At 57.6% G+C, this 16,671-nt stretch carries 20 protein-coding genes and 1 other RNA gene; 6 read left to right on the top strand and 15 right to left on the bottom strand.

What is annotated here, in order from left to right:
* Positions 1–57: 57 nt before the first annotated feature.
* From LA5095_RS22860 to sdhC, 4 genes are read right to left on the bottom strand one after another with little or no spacing between them, the layout of a single operon-like run.
* Entirely contained in the window at positions 58–903 is an 846-nt protein-coding gene (locus LA5095_RS22860) for an FkbM family methyltransferase (protein WP_208992833.1), read from the bottom strand.
* Positions 904–915: 12 nt separating this feature from the next.
* Positions 916–2,742: a succinate dehydrogenase flavoprotein subunit gene (sdhA, locus tag LA5095_RS22855; RefSeq protein ID WP_055119209.1), complete on the bottom strand. Its 1,827-nt coding sequence runs from the start codon at positions 2,740–2,742 to the stop codon at positions 916–918.
* Between the two features lie 5 nt (positions 2,743–2,747).
* Entirely contained in the window at positions 2,748–3,131 is a 384-nt protein-coding gene (gene sdhD / locus LA5095_RS22850) for a succinate dehydrogenase, hydrophobic membrane anchor protein (protein ID WP_029064181.1), read from the bottom strand.
* Between the two features lie 10 nt (positions 3,132–3,141).
* Positions 3,142–3,540: a succinate dehydrogenase, cytochrome b556 subunit gene (gene sdhC / locus LA5095_RS22845; protein ID WP_029064180.1), complete on the bottom strand. Its 399-nt coding sequence runs from the start codon at positions 3,538–3,540 to the stop codon at positions 3,142–3,144.
* 296 nt (positions 3,541–3,836) lie between these two features.
* Between sdhC and LA5095_RS22840 the strand changes: the two genes are divergently transcribed.
* Positions 3,837–4,544, top strand: coding sequence for an aquaporin (locus LA5095_RS22840; RefSeq protein WP_055119207.1), 708 nt, complete (start codon positions 3,837–3,839; stop codon positions 4,542–4,544).
* Between the two features lie 63 nt (positions 4,545–4,607).
* Here the strand turns inward: LA5095_RS22840 and LA5095_RS22835 are convergent, their stop codons facing one another.
* The 4 genes from LA5095_RS22835 to LA5095_RS22820 form a co-directional block, all read right to left on the bottom strand.
* Positions 4,608–5,513, bottom strand: a complete 906-nt coding sequence (locus LA5095_RS22835) for a glutaminase (RefSeq protein WP_055119204.1) — start codon at positions 5,511–5,513, stop codon at positions 4,608–4,610.
* A gap of 55 nt (positions 5,514–5,568) precedes the next feature.
* Positions 5,569–6,267, bottom strand: a complete 699-nt coding sequence (locus LA5095_RS22830; protein ID WP_055119744.1) for a sulfate transporter family protein — start codon at positions 6,265–6,267, stop codon at positions 5,569–5,571.
* Positions 6,268–6,401: 134 nt separating this feature from the next.
* Complete coding sequence (locus LA5095_RS22825) at positions 6,402–7,328, bottom strand: ornithine cyclodeaminase family protein (RefSeq protein WP_055119202.1); 927 nt, start codon at positions 7,326–7,328, stop codon at positions 6,402–6,404.
* 10 nt (positions 7,329–7,338) lie between these two features.
* Positions 7,339–8,421: an alanine racemase gene (locus tag LA5095_RS22820; RefSeq protein WP_235808785.1), complete on the bottom strand. Its 1,083-nt coding sequence runs from the start codon at positions 8,419–8,421 to the stop codon at positions 7,339–7,341.
* 164 nt (positions 8,422–8,585) lie between these two features.
* On the opposite strand from LA5095_RS22820, the gene LA5095_RS22815 reads away from it, so the two are divergent.
* Complete coding sequence (locus LA5095_RS22815) at positions 8,586–9,512, top strand: LysR substrate-binding domain-containing protein (RefSeq protein WP_055119199.1); 927 nt, start codon at positions 8,586–8,588, stop codon at positions 9,510–9,512.
* On the opposite strand, the gene recR is transcribed toward LA5095_RS22815, so the two are convergent.
* Positions 9,509–10,114 carry a recombination mediator RecR gene (recR, locus tag LA5095_RS22810; RefSeq protein WP_186009650.1) on the bottom strand — a complete coding sequence of 202 codons (606 nt, stop codon included), beginning with the start codon at positions 10,112–10,114 and terminating at the stop codon, positions 9,509–9,511. The two genes, LA5095_RS22815 and recR, sit on opposite strands and share 4 nt — an antisense overlap.
* A 25-nt stretch (positions 10,115–10,139) precedes the next feature.
* Positions 10,140–10,460 (bottom strand): YbaB/EbfC family nucleoid-associated protein, encoded by a 321-nt coding sequence (locus LA5095_RS22805; RefSeq protein WP_029064172.1) that lies wholly within the window; start codon positions 10,458–10,460, stop codon positions 10,140–10,142.
* Between the two features lie 11 nt (positions 10,461–10,471).
* Between LA5095_RS22805 and LA5095_RS32485 the strand changes: the two genes are divergently transcribed.
* A complete protein-coding gene (locus LA5095_RS32485; protein WP_144436115.1) occupies positions 10,472–10,786 on the top strand; it encodes a hypothetical protein in 315 nt (104 codons plus the stop codon).
* A gap of 19 nt (positions 10,787–10,805) precedes the next feature.
* Here the strand turns inward: LA5095_RS32485 and LA5095_RS22795 are convergent, their stop codons facing one another.
* The 5 genes from LA5095_RS22795 to LA5095_RS22780 all read right to left on the bottom strand — a co-directional run bounded on the left by LA5095_RS22795 (position 10,806) and on the right by LA5095_RS22780 (position 14,426).
* A complete protein-coding gene (locus LA5095_RS22795) occupies positions 10,806–12,737 on the bottom strand; it encodes a DNA polymerase III subunit gamma/tau (protein ID WP_208992832.1) in 1,932 nt (643 codons plus the stop codon).
* A gap of 73 nt (positions 12,738–12,810) precedes the next feature.
* The gene (locus LA5095_RS22790; protein ID WP_055119191.1) at positions 12,811–13,239 is read right to left on the bottom strand and encodes a hypothetical protein; all 429 of its coding nucleotides are present in this window, start codon (positions 13,237–13,239) and stop codon (positions 12,811–12,813) included.
* The gene (locus LA5095_RS22785; protein WP_055119189.1) at positions 13,229–13,486 is read right to left on the bottom strand and encodes a hypothetical protein; all 258 of its coding nucleotides are present in this window, start codon (positions 13,484–13,486) and stop codon (positions 13,229–13,231) included. Before LA5095_RS22785 ends, LA5095_RS22790 begins: the two co-directional genes overlap by 11 nt.
* Positions 13,487–13,616: 130 nt before the next feature.
* Positions 13,617–13,714, bottom strand: an RNA gene (gene ffs / locus LA5095_RS32145) — signal recognition particle sRNA small type.
* A gap of 79 nt (positions 13,715–13,793) precedes the next feature.
* Complete coding sequence (locus LA5095_RS22780) at positions 13,794–14,426, bottom strand: LysE family translocator (protein ID WP_055119187.1); 633 nt, start codon at positions 14,424–14,426, stop codon at positions 13,794–13,796.
* Positions 14,427–14,581: 155 nt separating this feature from the next.
* Between LA5095_RS22780 and LA5095_RS22775 the strand changes: the two genes are divergently transcribed.
* The 3 genes from LA5095_RS22775 to LA5095_RS22765 all read left to right on the top strand — a co-directional run bounded on the left by LA5095_RS22775 (position 14,582) and on the right by LA5095_RS22765 (position 16,603).
* Positions 14,582–15,001: an HIT domain-containing protein gene (locus tag LA5095_RS22775; protein ID WP_055119742.1), complete on the top strand. Its 420-nt coding sequence runs from the start codon at positions 14,582–14,584 to the stop codon at positions 14,999–15,001.
* Positions 15,002–15,080: 79 nt separating this feature from the next.
* On the top strand, positions 15,081–16,028 hold the full coding sequence (gene nudC / locus LA5095_RS22770; RefSeq protein WP_055119184.1) for an NAD(+) diphosphatase: 948 nt from the start codon (positions 15,081–15,083) through the stop codon (positions 16,026–16,028).
* Positions 16,025–16,603: a histidine phosphatase family protein gene (locus LA5095_RS22765; RefSeq protein WP_055119182.1), complete on the top strand. Its 579-nt coding sequence runs from the start codon at positions 16,025–16,027 to the stop codon at positions 16,601–16,603. Before nudC ends, LA5095_RS22765 begins: the two co-directional genes overlap by 4 nt.
* Positions 16,604–16,671: the final 68 nt, after the last annotated feature.

The raw sequence follows: 16,671 nt of genomic DNA, 5'->3' as shown, positions 1-16,671 counted from the left end.
TCCGCGTTGGGCCCTCAATTCGCGTCAAGGCGCATTCGGGCCGGTATTTCTTCTCGCTCAGCCCTTGAGTTCGAAGATCATGTTGTCATCGGTCCGGCCCGTTACCTCATAGCCGCGGCTTGCCAGTTCGGGCAGGCAATCCTCGGACCAGTAGGGCCGGCAATTCGTCTCAAGAAGGATCACGCGGGGCCATTGCTGCCTGTCCGCGTGTCTGAGGAAAGGCAGCACCACCCGGTCCTCAAAACCTTCCACGTCAACTTTCAGGATATCAATCGCCGCAACGCCATGCTGGTCGGCAATCGCCGTCAGGGGTCGAACCTTCACATAAGTCGGCTCCCAGTTTCCCGCCCACTCGCCTGTGGTCAGGTCCTTGACGAAGGTGGCGAACCCGCAATTGCTCGGCTCGAGCCAGAGCGGCAGCGTGTCTTCCTGGGCCCCGACCGCAGAATGGACCACCGTAACGTTGTCCAGATCATTGGCCGTGACATTGAAGCTCAGCTTGTGTGCCGTCTGCGGATTGGCCTCGATCGCCAGCACACTTGCCCCGCGTCTTGCCGCAAAGACCGAATAGGAGCCAATGTTGGCACCAACATCGACAAAGACCGTTCCCTCTCCCAGATGCGGTTCGAGCAATTCATGCTCCGCGCGCTCCGGCAATCTGCCCTTGGCGAGCATCTTGCGGTCGTCATAGTTTTCGCCGGGATAGATCCGGAACTTGAGACCCTCGGCCTCCAGATCGTATGGACCCTTGAAAATATACGCAACGAAGGCGCGGATGCGCTTGCGCAACCCGCGGGAAAGGTCGTGACGGTCGGCAAGGCGCCAGGCGGCACGAACCATGCGTTCGGCAGGATAGGTGCCAAACGGGCTTCTGGTGTCCAGTTCTGTTGCGGCCTGGCTCACGAACCGGTCTCCCTAGTAGACACGCGCTTTCGGCGCGATCTTTTTCGGGTCGATGCCGCCTTCCTCGAAGGTGGTCAGCGGGTCGGTCACGACCGGACGGTAGTCAAGTTTCACATCGCCCGCCTCGTTGACCCAGGCAAGCGTGTGCTTGCGCCAGTTCTCATCGTCACGGCCTGAGAACGGACCATCCTTGTAGTCCTCGCGTGCATGGGCACCGCGGCTTTCCTTGCGGGCTTCCGCGCCATAGACGGTGGTGATCGCGTTTGCCATCAGGTTTTCCAGTTCCAGCGTTTCCACCAGATCGGAATTCCAGATCAGCGAGCGGTCGGACACCTTGAGATCCTTCATTTCACCCCAGATCGCGCTAAGCCGCTGGCAACCGGCTTCAAGGCTTTCCTGGGTGCGGAACACGGCAGCGTCTTCCTGCATCGCATGCTGCATCTTGTCCCGCAATTTTGCTGTCGGGATCGAGCCGCTGGCATTCCGCAGCGTGTCAAACCGGTCCATGATCTTTTCACAGGAGGCTTCGCTGGGGGCAGGGGTCGCCTCCTTCGGGTCGACCACTTCTCCAGCCTTGATCGCAGCTGCACGGCCAAACACCACCAGATCGATGAGAGAGTTCGATCCAAGACGGTTTGCGCCGTGAACCGACGCGCAACCGGCTTCGCCGACCGCCATCAGGCCTTCCTGAATGCGGTCGGGGTTCTTGCCGTCGGCATTGAGAACCTCTCCCCAGTAGTTGGTCGGCACACCGCCCATGTTGTAGTGAACCGTCGGCAGCACCGGGATCGGGTCCTTGGTCACGTCGACACCTGCGAAAATACGGGCACTTTCGGAAATGCCCGGCAAGCGCTCCGCCAGCAAGGCAGGGTCCAGGTGATCAAGATGCAGGAAGATATGGTCACCCTTTTTGCCGACGCCGCGGTTTTCCCGGATTTCCATGGTCATGCAGCGCGAAACGACATCGCGGGATGCAAGATCCTTGGCCGAAGGAGCGTAGCGTTCCATGAAACGCTCGCCTTCGGAATTGACCAGATAGCCACCCTCCCCGCGCGCACCTTCCGTAATAAGGCAACCTGAACCGTAAATGCCGGTCGGATGGAACTGGACAAATTCCATATCCTGAAGCGGCAGGCCGGCACGGGCGACCATGCCTCCACCGTCACCGGTGCAGGTGTGCGCCGACGTTGCGGAGAAATAGGCGCGGCCATAGCCACCTGTTGCCAGAACCACCATCTTGGCGGCAAAGCGGTGCATGGTGCCGTCATCAAGGTTCCATGCGATCACACCCTGGCAGACGCCATCGTCGGACATGATCAGGTCGAGCGCGAAATACTCAATGTAGAATTCGGCGTTGTGTCGCAGGGACTGGCCGTAGAGCGTGTGCAGGATTGCGTGACCGGTCCGGTCAGCCGCCGCGCAGGTGCGCTGAACGGGGGGGCCTTCGCCGTAATTTTGCATATGGCCACCGAACGGGCGCTGGTAGATCTTGCCTTCCTCTGTGCGCGAAAACGGAACGCCGTAGTGTTCCAGCTCATAGACCGCCTTCGGTGCCTCCCGGGCAAGATATTCCATGGCGTCGGTGTCGCCGAGCCAGTCCGACCCCTTCACGGTATCGTACATGTGCCATTCCCAGCAGTCCGGCGTCATGTTGGTCAAAGAGGCGGCAATTCCGCCCTGGGCCGCCACTGTGTGAGATCGCGTCGGAAAGACCTTGGTGATGCAGGCCGTGCGCAATCCCTGCTCCGCCATGCCGAGTGTCGCGCGCAGGCCGGCGCCACCCGCACCGATAACAACCACGTCATAGGTGTGGTCGACAAATTCATACGTTTTGGCCATGCGGGTTAGCCTCCAAAGCCAATCTTGAGCACTGCGAAGATGCAGCCGAAACCGATAAAGGCGCAGAAAAAGGTGTTTGCCATCAGCGTCAGAAACTTGAGGCCTTCACCATGGATGTAATCCTCGATGATCACCTGCATGCCAAGCTTCATGTGATAAACGCCGGACAGGATCACCAGAAGAAGGATGATCGAAACGAGCGGGTTCCGGAGTGTCTCAACGACATCGCCATGGGTGGACCCCTGCATCGCGATCACCAGGATCACGAAGAATGAAATCAGGAACACATTGGCGACGGCCGTCACACGCTGTTTCCAGAAGTGATCCGTCCCTTCCTTGGCTGAACCGAGGCCGCGAACCTTGTTGAGGGGGGTGCGCATATCCGTCATGACACTCTCCTTATCGAACCATATAGCCGATGATCCAAAGGATCAGCGTGAGAGAAACGGAACCGATGATGGTGGCTTTTGCCAGCCACTCGCGGGCTTCCTTGCCGAACCCGGCACCCATGTCCCAGATGAAATGACGCAACCCGCCGAGCATGTGATGCACCAGCGCCCAGGTAAAGCCGAACAGGATCAGCCTGCCGAGAATCGAGCCGTAGATCTCGTTGACGAAATCAAAATAGGAGGGACCTGCGGCGGCGGCGATCAGCCACCACGCCAGCAGGATTGTTCCGAAATAGAGCGCTGCTCCGGTGATACGGTGCAGGATGGACATGACCATCGTCAGAATTGGCTTGTAGATCTGAAGATGGGGCGATAGCGGGCGGTTGCCTCGCAAATCGGCGTTCGACATGGAATTCCTCTCCCGTACGACGCAACCTCACGTTTACGCAAACGTAAGGAAATCAGAGCGTTACATAGAACGGTTCTAGCGCCAAGAAGGCGTCGCGTCAAAACATCAAAAAGGTGAATCTGAGACGTCACTTTCCCCGGCGGTGCACTTAAATCGTTAAAAACCGCGAAAACTCTTGTCGCAGTGCACAACATCAAAGAACTTTCCAGACGATCAAATTTGGGTAACTCTCTCGTACGTCACCGCAATTCCGGTGATCTTGTCCGGATTCCCGGCCTGATTTGGAGGCAAGTAGAATGAAAAAAGCGATTGCTGAATTTGTCGGTACCTTCACCCTCGTGCTCTTTGGTTGCGGCGCGGCTGTCATCGCGGGAATGGGTACCGGTGCGACTTCAATTGACGTACTTGGAATTGCGTTTGCATTTGGACTTTCCATTGTCGCAATGGCTTACGGCATCGGAATGATCTCGGGATGTCACATCAATCCGGCTGTCAGCCTCGGGGTCCATCTGGCTGGACGCATGTCCGCCGGAGAGATGGTCACCTACTGGATCGCCCAGGTGCTTGGAGCCCTTGCAGGGGCCGCGGTCCTGGCCATCATCCTGAGCGGCAAGGCCAGCGGCTGGGACGGCGGCCTTGGCCAGAATGGCTGGGGGGCCGGATATCTCGGCGAATACAACTTGCTGTCCGCGCTTGTCTTTGAGGTTGTCGCAACCTTTCTGTTTCTTGTCTGCATTCTTGGCGTTACGCAGAAAGGCGCACCGTCCCATCTCGCCGGACTGGCCATCGGCCTGACGCTGGTCGTCATTCACATTGTCGGTATCAACGTCACCGGCGTATCGGTGAACCCGGCGCGATCCCTCGGCCCCGCAATCATAGGCGCGGGAAGCAATCCCGGAGCGCTGGCCCAGGTCTGGCTGTTTATCGTCGCCCCCCTCATCGGCGGAGCTGCGGCGGGAATCCTATTCAAGACCGGCCTGCTTTCAGCCGAATCGGAAGACTGACCACTGTCCCTGCGAATTGGCAGCCGGATGCTGTTCCGGCTGCCAGCCAGTCCCAGGCCCCACCTATCCGAAAACGGACCAACCGGTGCGTTTTGCGAACATTTCCATTGCCTCGGTTCCCAGCTTGGAGTTGCCGTAGCGGTTGAGGCCCGGCGACCAGACGGCAATCGATGCCCGGCCGGGTGCGATCACCAGTATTCCACCCCCAACGCCACTCTTGCCGGGAAGCCCCACGCGAAATGCGAAGTCGCCCGAACCGTCATAGTGACCGCAGGTCATCATCATCGCGTTGATGCGACGCCGCCGCAGTGCCGCAACGAGCGGCGGTGTGTTTGCTGATTCGATCAGAAACCGGCCTGCCATGGCCAGTTGCCGGCAGCTCATTTCAATGCCGCACTGGTGACAATAGGTCCCCAGAACCTTGTCGACGGATGACCGCAGGTTGCCGCAAGAAGCCAGATAATGCGCAAGGGAGAAATTCCGGTGCCCGGTGGTCAACTCCGATTGCGCAACTTTTTCATTGATGTGGATGCTGTCATCGTCGGCGGCCGCACGGATAAACCCCAGCAATTCACCAAGCGCTTCGCGGGGATTGGACCCGGCAAGGTAGGTATCCGTCGTCACGAGGGCACCAGCATTGATGAAGGGATTGCGCGGTATCCCGTCTTCACGCTCCAGCAGGAGGATTGAATCAAAGGAAAGACCGGAAGGTTCCCGACCGACGCGATACCAAAGCTGATCTCCGACGCGGCCAAGTGCAAGAGCAAGTGCGAACACTTTTGAAACGGACTGGATGGAAAACGGAACTTCAGCGTCACCCGCTGTCAGGAGGCGGCCGTCCTCAAACGCGACGGCTATTCCGAACTGGTCGGGAATCACGCCGGCCAGTTCAGGGATGTAGGTTGCGACCTCACCCTTGTCCGGACTGGCTTCAGCAACTTTGGCGATTTCAGACAGCAGTTCCTGCATGGGCCCCTCCGGTCAGCCTCGATCCTGAAAACGCCGACCCGCGGCCCGCAGTTCGTCAGATAGCTGCGCCGGATGCAAGTTTCTTGTAAAGATGCAGCATGAAAATGGTCGCGAATATCGGCGTGACAAGGTTCAGGATCGGCACCGCCAGAAGACAGGCAATGACAAGGCCGCCGAGGAAAACCGTCCCTCCACGCGCCTTTCGGAAAGCTCTTGCTTCGGCTGGAGGCATGTACCGCATGGCCGCGAACTCGAAGAATTCACGACCGAGAAGGTAACCGTTGACCACGAAAAACGCGACGAGATTGATACCCGGCACCAAGAGCAACAGCAGCGCGAACAGGTTGCCGAGAATGACAACGCCGGTGAACTTGATTGTCTGCACCAGGGATTTGGAGAGAGGCAGGGCATTGCCGGGGCGATCCCCGGGATAATCCTTCCCGTCGACAATGTCGGCAATGTCGTCCTGAAAGAGGCCTGCCAGCAGTGCCGAGATCGGCGCGATCAGAAAACCGAGTACAAAGACAGCACCGATACCGGTCAGGATGGAAATCGACCATTCCGTCCAGCTGATCCATGCGCTGCCGTCCCCCCACTCGTTTGCAGCAACACCCAGGAAATGCCCGACGATTCCCTGCAGTGCGATCCAGATTATGATCAGGATTGCCAGCGTAAAACCCAGCATTTTCCAGAAAATCGCCCGGAATTGTTGTTCGAATACCTCGGACATGGCGCGGGAAGCGGCTTGAAACATGAAACCCCTGTGAGAATAGACACTGCTGGATGGGAGATAGGAGATGAACCGATTGATCGCAAGGTTGCCAGGGACCGCATCCCCGACATTCACCGACCGTTACCGCCCGACATTTCCGTTCCGAGATCCGGCCTTTAGCTCTGCTCGCGTTCGACAAGCTCGAGAACGGTCCTGGCAACATAGAGGTCCTGGACGGACAAGCCTGAACTGTCAAAGATGGTGATCTCATCGTCGTCAGTCCGCCCGGGTGCGCGACCACACAACACGTCTCCAATCGCGGCAAGGTACAAGTTTTCAGCTGCATGCTGGAACTCTCCGATGCTGCGCGATTGACCGGGCAGGTCGCAAAAGAGGCTGGCATTTTCGAACAATCCCGGAGGGAGTTCCTGCTTGCCGGAAGTGTCTGACCCCATTGATGCGACATGTGATCCGGGCTTTACCCAGTCCGCCTCAAACAACGGTTCGCAAGAGGGAGTTGCAGTAACGACAATATCCGCCCGGCGACAAGCTTCCTCGGCCGAGCAAACGGATGCTTCCAGTCCTCCCCGCCGGAGGCCGTCTGCAAATCTCGCCCCTTTTTCCCGGTTTCTTGCAACGACAAGAACATGCGTGATCCCGCGTATGCGCGACAAGGCCTGAACCTCGAACCCGGCCTGATGGCCTGCGCCAAATATCGCGAGGGTTGATGCATCTTTCCTCGCCAGAATTTCGGCAGCAACGGCGTCGGCTGCCGCGGTGCGAAAAGCATTTAGGTGCCCAGCCTCGACCGCCGCGCCGATGCGTCCGGTATCCTGGTCAAACAAGAAGATAATCGAGTTGTGCCGCGGAACACCCAGTCTGTCATTGCCCGGCCAATAGGAACCGATCTTTAGACCCGCAATCTCGGCAACTGCGCAGGACTTGATTGCATAGACGTTGTTCGGGTCACTGCCATGACCAATCACGACCGGAAAGGTTGCCGTCTCGCGATCGGCGGCGGCTATGAGCGCGTTTCGAACGGCTTCGTATGCCAATTCATGTGTGGCCAACCGGGAGGACACTTCTTCCGGGACGTATTTCATGATCTTTTCCTCACCAGCCGCTGAACCGTTGCCAGGTTTTCAATGACACGCCCGAACCTGCGGGCAGGACGTTGTAGACGCCAAAGTTGCCGGCGGTCGCGCAGGCATGCACCGGCAATATTCTGAGCAATGCACCAACGGGCAGTTCCGGCAGTGCAGAACTGCTCCCGGGCCGCACGGAAACAATTCCATGTTCCTGATTGGCCTTGACTACGATCAGATCGGAATAGGGTTTTCCGGAAGCGTCACACACCAGCCCCAATCCCTGATCGACCCGCTGCCGGGAAGTTCCCTTGTCCTGCGACAGCGCCATCCAGCCTGCGTCCGTGATGATCCAGCCCTTTTCGCGTTGATGTCCGACAACGGTGGTCAGGACAGACAGTGCAATATCATCGATCGTGCAAACGCCGATGCCAGCCTGGAAAAGGTCGAAGAATACATAGACGCCGGCGCGGACTTCGCTGACGCCGGTGAGGTCTTGCGCTGCATGCGCCGTCGGCGTCGACCCGACACTGACGACCGGGCACGGCAAACCTGCCGATCTTAGGGTTTCAGCTGCAAGAACGGCTGCTCGCCGCTCCCTTTCGGCAAAATCTGAATGTGCCGCATGACCACTCACTTCATAGCTTTCACCAGCATGTGTCAGAACGCCCCGGAGTTCGGCAGCTCCCTCATCAAGGATACGGCCCACCTCCACAAGCACCGGGTCGCCTGGATCAATTCCGCTTCTATGGCCATCACAATCGAGTTCGATCAAGGCCGGAATGGATTTGCCGGCTTGCCGAGAAGCCTCTGACACAGCCCTTGCCTGCTCCACGCTGTCGAGAATGACTGAAAGATCACAGCCCTTTTCACGAATCTCAGCCACACGTCTCAGTTTTTGCGGGGTAATTCCGACGGCGTAGACAATGTCCCTGACACCGGCGGCGGCAAACACCTCGGCCTCGGCCAACGTGGATACCGTTGCAGGTCCCGTTCCTCCCGCGAGCAGCACTTTGGCAACATCAACGGATTTTGCCGTTTTGAGATGAGGCCGCAGCAGCGCTCCCTTACCGGAAACGTGAGTTTCGAGCCTTTGGATGTTTCTCCGCATTCGGCTCTCGTCCAAAAGAAGAGCGGGTGTTTGCAGGTCGGACAACGGGCCGTGTTCCATCTTGAGTGATTTCCTCGCGGGACAGGTGGAGGACACCAGAATACAATTTCAATACCCATAGTTTCCATTAATCATTTCTTTATTTTATGATAAGCTGCCACTTAATGCTGGAAACCAAAGATCTTCGTTTCTTTTTAGTTGTTGCCGCGTCCAGTTCCCTGGCTGCGGCGGCCCGGGCCCTTGATGTCACGCCGCCTGCCGTGTCCCAGCGCCTTGCACAAATCGAGACGCGAATAGGCCTGCAGCTTGTTGAGCGCGGTCGCGGTCGTCTCACATTGACGACAATCGGCGATGCGCTGGCTCAACGCGCTGAGATTGTGCTCGATGAAATCGAAAACATAAACGAAGAGATCCTTGCCCATAGAGACAGGATCTCCGGGCCTCTGCACGTGATCGCGCCTTTCGGTTTCGGTCGAGCGCATGTTGCACCCGTGCTGTCACAATTGGTGCAAGACCACCCGGACGTTTCCCTGAATCTCACATTGAGTGATGCACCCTATCGGGAAATCGCGTCAGGTAACTGGGACCTTCTCATCCATGTGGGTCAGTTGAGAGACTCGTCGCATATTCAGCGAAAGCTGGCCTCGAACCGGCGGTTTCTGGTCGCCTCGCCGGCGTATCTGGAAAATTGGGGAACACCCGCACATCCCGGAGATCTTTCCTCGCATAGATGCGGAGTGGTTCGAGAAGATTTGGCAGACGTCACCATGTGGAGTTTTTCCGAGGTTGACGGGCCGGAGCATTCCATTCGGATTCATCCGGTTTTTGCCAGCAACGACGGTGGAGTGATCAAGTCCTGGGCACTCGATGACCTGGGAATCATCCAGAGATCGGAGTGGAATGTTGCAAGAGAAATTGGCCAGGGCCAGCTTGTCCAGCTGTTGCCGGACTTCCGGCTGCCAAATGCCGACATCGTCGCCCTTCTCAGCCCCAGAACCCTTCGGACTGCCCGCGTAGATCACGCATTGAAACGCCTTGTCGACGCTTATTCATCGCCTCCCTGGAACGCGCCTGCGAGCAATGAGAGTTAAAACTGCGTGCGCGCCTTCAGCGCCTGGGCGAGCGTGCCCTCGTCGAGGTAATCGAGTTCGCCGCCGACAGGAACACCGTGGGCCAGCTTGGTGACATTCACACCAAGTGGTGACAGCTGATCCATGATGTAATGGGCCGTCGTCTGGCCTTCGACCGTTGCGCTGATCGCCAGGATGACTTCACTGAAATCCCCGGAACCGCAGCGATCGACCAGCGCGGTCAGGTTGAGGTCTTCCGGGCCAACACCGTCGAGCGGGGACAGCGTACCGCCAAGCACATGATAACGTGCCTTGACGGCACCGGCGCGTTCCAGCGCCCAGAGGTCGGCAACATCCTCCACGACAACAAGTACGGAGCTGTCACGCTTTGGATCGGCGCAGATCGTGCAAGGATCGGACGTGTCCACGGTGCCACATATTGAGCAAATACCTATTTCGCTGACCGCGACACCCATGGCATCTGCCAGCGGAACCAGCAACTGCTCCTTCTTCTTGATCAGATGAAGAGCCGCACGACGGGCTGAGCGCGGGCCAAGACCGGGCAGCTTCGTCAGAAGCTGGATCAACCGCTCGATTTCCGGTCCCGCTACACTCTTTTGCACCATCAACTGCCTCCCCAAACGGTTGTCAGAATGGAAGCTTCATGCCTGCAGGAAGCCCAAGCCCACCCATCAGTTCCTGGGTTTTTTCCTGGATTGCCATCTCGATCTTCGCGCGAGCGTCGGTATGGGCGGCCATGATCAGGTCTTCAAGGATTTCGCCTTCATCCTCTTTCAGGAGCGACGGGTCGATCTTGAGGCCTTTCAGGTCGCTTTTACCGTTGAGCGTGACCCTGACAAGGCCGGCACCCGCGACACCTTCTGCCTCGATCTCGACGATCTGTTCCTGCAGCGAGCCCATCTGCTCCTGCATTTCCTTGGCCTGCTTCATCATCTTGAGGAAGTCCATGGGATCTCTCCTTGAGTAACCGGTTGCGCCGGATCGATATCTTTCATCTGGGGATAGCGTTTAGAAGAACAATAGGGGAATTACCACCCCTGTTCCCATTGTGCCCCAGCCCGCTACGGCTTTTTGAAACAGAGAAAAAATATCCTGGCGATAAAATAGAGACCCAGACAAAAGAAGCCGCAGACAATTCCGAGAACAATCAGGAATTTCGTGAAATCTTCAATTCCGCTTTTGGAGATTGCAAACATTGCAAGGAAGCAGGTTATTCCTGTCACGAAAAACAGGATAATGTTCCGCTTTATTTTTTCCTCTCTCGCTATATCTGAGCTGGCGCTGCGGCTCTCGTCAATCGTCTTCATCGTCGCCCAACGCTTCGTTCAGCAGAGGATCCGCCACCATTGGATCGGACATCGCAGCCTCGTCTTCCTCCGTCACCTGTACCTTGACGTCAACTACCCGGGCGCCCGGAAACTGCGCAAGCAAGGCGGCGACGGTCGGGTGGGACTTGGCATCGGACAAAAGTTGCTGCTGGTTGGCTTCCTGCTCCTCATGGATCGTTGGACGGCCGTGCTCGCGCGACACGACGACAAACCATCTTTGTCCGGTCCATTCCAGCAGTTTGCGGCCGAATTCGCCTGCGATATCGGCAGGGGCATCGTCCGTTGGCTGGATCTCGATCTTGCCGGGTTCAAACTTTACCAGCCGCATTTGCCGCTGGATCGCGACCTTCATCGGGATATCGCGTTTTTCCGAAGCCAGCGCCACACAATCGTGAAGGGTCTTGAGGGAATAGGCCGGCTGTTGGGGAGCCTCCTCCCGAGGCCTGACGTCGGGCGCCACCTGCTGACCGGGCATGCCCCCCTGAATTGTTGCGAGCTGTGGCCTGACGGCGCCCTGCATTGCAGGTCCATTGCCTTCGGTTCCGGGAGACTGACCGGCGGAAGAGCGCGGCATCCCGACCGCCATCGCCTGGGCACCACCTCCGGACGGACCTGTTGTGGTGTTAGCGTCACCGGATTGGACTGGTCCGCTCGCGAAGGGGTTCCGGCCGTCTTTGACCTGCGCCAGCAAATCACCCGGATCGGGTAGATCCGCCGCATAGGCGAGGCGCACCAATACCATATCGGCAGCTGCCAGCGGCTTGGAGGAGGCCTGTACTTCCTGAACACCCTTCAGCAGGATCTGCCAGGCCCTGGACAAAAGACGGATCGAGATTGCATCGGCGAATTCCCGTCCACGTGCTCTTTCCGCCTCGGTGACAGACGCTTCGTCTGCCGATTTCGGTGCCACCTTCATCCGGGTCACAAGGTGGGTGAAGTCGGCAAGGTCCGTCAGAACAATCGCCGGATCGGCGCCCACCTCATACTGAGCCTGAAGTTCCGCAAGCGCGTCTTCGATCCGCCCTGCCATCAGATGTCCGAACAGATCGATCACCCGCGCCCTGTCGGCAAGACCGAGCATCTGCCGAAGGTCATCGGCTTCGATCGCACCGGTTCCATGCGCCATCGCCTGATCGAGCAACGACAGCGAATCGCGTGCAGAGCCTTCACCCGCCCTGGCGATCAGCAACAGGGCGTCATCGGAAATCGCAATGCCTTCGGCATCCGAAATACGGCGCAGCAATCCGATCAGTTTCGACTGTTCGATCCGCCTGAGGTCGAACCTTTGACAGCGCGACAGCACCGTAATCGGAACTTTCCGGATTTCGGTTGTTGCAAAGATAAACTTCACATGCTCCGGCGGCTCTTCCAGCGTCTTCAAGAGACCATTGAAGGCGGCGTTCGAAAGCATATGCACTTCGTCGATGATATAGACCTTGTATCGCGCCGTTGCCGGGCGATAGCGTGCGGCATCGATGATTTCTCGAATGTCGCTGATGCCGGTATGAGACGCCGCGTCCATCTCGATGACATCGACATGGCGGCCTTCCATGATCGCCTTGCAGTGCGCCCCTTCCCGGTCAAGCCTGACCGTGGGTCTGTCGGCTTCGCCCGGAACTTCATAATTGAGGCCACGTGCCAGGATCCGGGCGGTTGTCGTCTTTCCGACCCCGCGCACACCGGTCAGCATCCAAGCCTGTGCAATGCGACCCGTTTCGAAGGCATTTTCCAGCGTCTGGACCATCGGCTCCTGGCCGACCAGGTCTTCGAAGGTTTTCGGCCGGTATTTGCGCGCCAGAACGCGGTACGCGCCGTCCAGGCCCTGTGCGCCGGATTCAGTATTGCCTGTCGTGCCCGGCGCCGGCGCGCCTTCATTCGGAAAACCTGACTCATCCATGAGCCGCACCATACCGACTTTTTCGAAAATGGGGACGGGCTTTTGAAAGTTTTTCTGTGAACTCTGGAAGGGTCTATGCGTTCGTCGGCCCAACTGTCCCGCTGATTTCAAACCTGTCGGGCAACAGGAACATCTGTCTGGCATTTTCGCTGGAGACACGCTCCTTCGAGTACCAGGCGTCCATAAGAGAGCGCGAGAAAAGGTCCGGGTTCCTTTCCAGAAACTCATCGAAATTCGCGTGCGGGGTAACTTCCATGCGTTCAGCCAGCAATCCAAGAAAGGCGAGTGTTACCGTCGTGTTGAATTTGCCGCTCGCGCCTGCCTTTGTGGCAATCTCCTTCAACGCGCTGCCATAGCGCGCGGCCGCCTCGAGAAAGTCGTATCTTTGAAGCATCTGGCAAGCGACACCGATGTGATCACGGTGTGTGAAGGACCTCGCGTCCAGGATGCGCGCCTCGAACAGATCAGTCAGGTCGCCGTAGTTTCCCGGTTCAGCTTTCATCTGTCCGATCCTTTAGTTTGTGACTGTCCGAGGCGCCCAGATCGAGGTCGTAAACGCTTTTCAGCTGTTCGATCTTGCGGAGCGTTTCTTCAGTAAACGGCGGTTTGTTTTCAAAGCAATGAAGCGCCAGGCCTTCAATCAGATCGCCCAACGACATGTCCAGATGCTCTGCGAGGCCTTTGAGAACCTTCAAAAGCCGCTTCTCGAGACGGACGCCGGTCTGGATACGTTCAACGGATTTACTCATGATTGTTACATTGGTACCAAGGTAACAATTTGTCAAGCAATGCCGCGTTCACGCAGGTCCTGGTGATGCACGCAAACAAAAAACACCGCACGATGCCGGGCGGTGTTCGAAACAGGACAATTGAAGAAGGGTGGGAGGCTGGCACGATGACCCGTGCCGAGGCTCGTTAGGGCTGCTTCCTTCCGGATCTGACCCGGTTGGCGAGTGGCTCGTCCACCACCAACCTCCCGAGCGCCTTATATCAGAAACAGCATGGGGTTTGGCAAGGGGCTCGTCGAGTTTTTTATTTGCACCGAATGATTGGCGTTCATGGACGCAAACTTGCCAGTTTCAGCCCAAAGGCCATGAACACCAGACCGGTAACACCTTTCAACCAGCGCTGGAACGACGGACTGCCGGCAGCCTTTGACATGCGCGCAAGCAACATGACCATCGCGCCGAACCAGACCACATTGATCAATGCGTGGATGCCGACCAGCGTAAACGCAGCGAACATTGCGCCGTCTCCTACCGGAATGAATTGGGGAAACGCAGCCAGGTAAAACATGGAAACTTTTGGGTTCAAGGCATTGGTCAGGAAACCTTCACCGAATGCCCGCGCCAGCGTGCGACGGTGTCTTGCAGGACGTGACGAGGGTGCAAGTACCTTTCCTGAAAATGCATCCCGCAGCGCCTTCATGCCGATCCATATCAAATACGCCGCACCGATCATCTTGACGACAAAGAAAGCGTCAGCGGAGTGGACCAGGATCATTGATATTCCGAGAACCGACAAGGTTCCGTGCAAAAAGAAGGCAGCCACGAAGCCACCGATATTCGAAACCGCGGCCAAACGACCCGAAGTCGGAACGGTCTTGGCAATCAGCACGCCGTTCGGCCCCGGCGACAGCACCAAAAGACCCGCAACAACAGCAAAACTCAATATTGTATCCAATGGCATGACACTATCCGGAACAGAGGAATGAAAGGCGGGATAGGCGGTTCTGGAAAACCGGTTCGCATCTGTCGCAATCTACCCATATGCTGGTTAAAAGCAATCTGAGCGATACCCCCCGGTCGAGCGTTTACTCGATCAACATTACCGGATCACGTTTCATGTCTTCATTCGCCCTCAATCCCCGTCTGGAAGGTGACAGTCTTTTTGTCGCCGACTTGCCGCTGTCAATGCTCCGGCTGATGAAGGATGCCAACTACCCCTGGCTGCTGCTCGTCCCGCGGAAATCCGACCTCGTTGAAATCATAGATCTGGATGAAGCGGAACAGGGGCAGTTGATGCAGGAGATCGCGCTGGTGAGCAAGCTCCTGAGAACCGTGTCGAATTGTGAAAAACTCAACATCGGAGCACTCGGCAACCAGGTCTCTCAGTTGCATGTCCATGTCATTGCCCGTTTCCGGGACGATGCGGCGTGGCCAGGTCCTGTCTGGGGCGTCGTGCCTCCCCGCGAATACGATCCGGAGAGCGCAGACAATCTGATCGATCATCTTCAGGACGCCCTGGCCGACGCAATTCGCTAGGCCTTGCTGGACAGTCTCATCATGCCGCCCTAGGGTACGGCCCAGATTATGACCCGCCAGATTTTCCAGGGATCCCAACATGAATCCAGCAGCAGCCAGTCTCCAGGCAATGGAGATGAGCTTTATTGCAAATACCCTCGATCGGCAATCAGAACGGCGCGGGAACACAAATTACATCAATGAATTACTTGAACGGCCGGGCACTCGGATCGTTCTGTCCACCGACAAGACGCTCGTCTTCAAGGCCGCATCGGAACCGGAAATCGGGCACGACCTGGCTTCGGCACTGGCACTTGGCGCGGCTGCCGATGAAATGGTGTTTCTCGGCCTGAGACCGAAAAACGGTCAGGCCATGTTCGCCACTACCGTGCCACACGACGATGAGGAACTTGCCGAGCGAGCAGATCTGAATGTGCAGGACCTCAGGACGCTGGCCCTTCAAAACGCATTTTCCGACGAAGACCTGAGCGCCCTTGCCCAGGCGCGTGCGCTGATCCACTGGCATCGAACCCACCGGCATTGCTCCAGTTGCGGCGAAAAATCCGTCATGGCCGAAGCGGGTTACCGGCGCGACTGTCCATCCTGCGGCACACCGCATTTTCCACGTACCGACCCTTGCGTGATCATGCTGATTACCCACCAGGATCGTGCCCTGCTTGGCCGCCCTGCCCGCTTGCCTGAGGGCATCTACACGACGCTGGCAGGTTTCATGGAGCCAGGCGAAACCATCGAAGGGGCGGTTCGCCGGGAAGTCTTCGAGGAAAGCAGAATTGAGGTGGGAGATGTCAACCTTGTCTCCAACCAGCCGTGGCCGTTTCCCGCGAACCTGATGCTTGGGTGTATTGGAACGGCAACATCATTGGATATCGAGATCGCGGATGATGAACTGGAAGCCTGCAAATGGTGTGACAGGGCCGAAGTCAGGCAGATGCTCGACGGAACCCATCCCGAAGGCCACAGGATACCGCCGTCGATCTCGATAGCCTACGAATTGATCATGGGATGGCTGGAAGGCTCCGCGTCATGACCTGGTGCATTTACCTGACCCATCCGGAGGTCGCCATCGACCCTTCTGTACCCGTCCCGGAATGGGGGCTCTCGCCACTCGGGCAGGAACGGGCTGCAAAAGCAACCGATCTTCCATTCGCGAAAGAGATCGGCGCTGTTGTTACGAGTGCGGAAACAAAGGCTATCGAAACGGCATGGTTTTTTACCGGCAAACTGGATGTTCCGCTCCACACACGGAAAGACCTTCATGAAAACGACCGTTCGGCGACCGGTTTTCTGCCGCCGGACGAATTCGAGCAGGTGGCAAACCGGTTCTTTGCCGAGCCACAGACCTCGGTTCGCGGTTGGGAACGCGCAGAAGATGCGCAAAACCGGATCGTTGGCGGTATCCGCGACGTGCTGTCCGGTATGGACAGGGATATCCCGGTTCTTTTTACCGGCCATGGTGCTGCCGGTACGCTGCTCATGTGCCATCTCATGGGCCGTCCCATTTCCCGGGCATACGACCAGAAACGCGGTGGATGCTGGTACCGGTTCGAAAAAGACTGGCTCAGCACGCAAACCGGGAGCGATTTAAGCTGGATTGAGGTTTGAGGCCGGTCGGCGTTGCCGCTGGATCGTGATAGGCTTCCATCAGAAAATGAATCTCTGGAGCCTGCCGT

The organism is Roseibium album, from assembly GCF_001404515.1.
Classification (GTDB): Bacteria; Pseudomonadota; Alphaproteobacteria; order Rhizobiales; family Stappiaceae; genus Roseibium; species Roseibium album.
This window is presented reverse-complemented; position numbering and strand designations above follow the sequence as displayed.

Excerpts from the sequence above, each read along its gene's own strand:
- LA5095_RS22790 (WP_055119191.1), bottom strand. The coding sequence starts at position 13,239 with ATGAAAGCTGAACCGGGAAACTACGGCGACCTGACTGATCTGTTCGAG.
- LA5095_RS22785 (WP_055119189.1), bottom strand. The coding sequence starts at position 13,486 with ATGAGTAAATCCGTTGAACGTATCCAGACCGGCGTCCGTCTCGAGAAG.
- LA5095_RS22795 (WP_208992832.1), bottom strand. The coding sequence starts at position 12,737 with ATGGATGAGTCAGGTTTTCCGAATGAAGGCGCGCCGGCGCCGGGCACG.
- LA5095_RS22820 (WP_235808785.1), bottom strand. The coding sequence starts at position 8,421 with ATGCGGAGAAACATCCAAAGGCTCGAAACTCACGTTTCCGGTAAGGGA.
- LA5095_RS22805 (WP_029064172.1), bottom strand. The coding sequence starts at position 10,460 with ATGGACTTCCTCAAGATGATGAAGCAGGCCAAGGAAATGCAGGAGCAG.
- LA5095_RS22815 (WP_055119199.1), top strand. The coding sequence starts at position 8,586 with ATGCTGGAAACCAAAGATCTTCGTTTCTTTTTAGTTGTTGCCGCGTCC.
- nudC (WP_055119184.1), top strand. The coding sequence starts at position 15,081 with ATGAATCCAGCAGCAGCCAGTCTCCAGGCAATGGAGATGAGCTTTATT.
- LA5095_RS22840 (WP_055119207.1), top strand. The coding sequence starts at position 3,837 with ATGAAAAAAGCGATTGCTGAATTTGTCGGTACCTTCACCCTCGTGCTC.
- LA5095_RS22775 (WP_055119742.1), top strand. The coding sequence starts at position 14,582 with ATGTCTTCATTCGCCCTCAATCCCCGTCTGGAAGGTGACAGTCTTTTT.
- LA5095_RS22825 (WP_055119202.1), bottom strand. The coding sequence starts at position 7,328 with ATGAAATACGTCCCGGAAGAAGTGTCCTCCCGGTTGGCCACACATGAA.
- sdhC (WP_029064180.1), bottom strand. The coding sequence starts at position 3,540 with ATGTCGAACGCCGATTTGCGAGGCAACCGCCCGCTATCGCCCCATCTT.
- sdhA (WP_055119209.1), bottom strand. The coding sequence starts at position 2,742 with ATGGCCAAAACGTATGAATTTGTCGACCACACCTATGACGTGGTTGTT.
- LA5095_RS22830 (WP_055119744.1), bottom strand. The coding sequence starts at position 6,267 with ATGTTTCAAGCCGCTTCCCGCGCCATGTCCGAGGTATTCGAACAACAA.
- LA5095_RS22835 (WP_055119204.1), bottom strand. The coding sequence starts at position 5,513 with ATGCAGGAACTGCTGTCTGAAATCGCCAAAGTTGCTGAAGCCAGTCCG.
- LA5095_RS22780 (WP_055119187.1), bottom strand. The coding sequence starts at position 14,426 with ATGCCATTGGATACAATATTGAGTTTTGCTGTTGTTGCGGGTCTTTTG.
- LA5095_RS22765 (WP_055119182.1), top strand. The coding sequence starts at position 16,025 with ATGACCTGGTGCATTTACCTGACCCATCCGGAGGTCGCCATCGACCCT.
- sdhD (WP_029064181.1), bottom strand. The coding sequence starts at position 3,131 with ATGACGGATATGCGCACCCCCCTCAACAAGGTTCGCGGCCTCGGTTCA.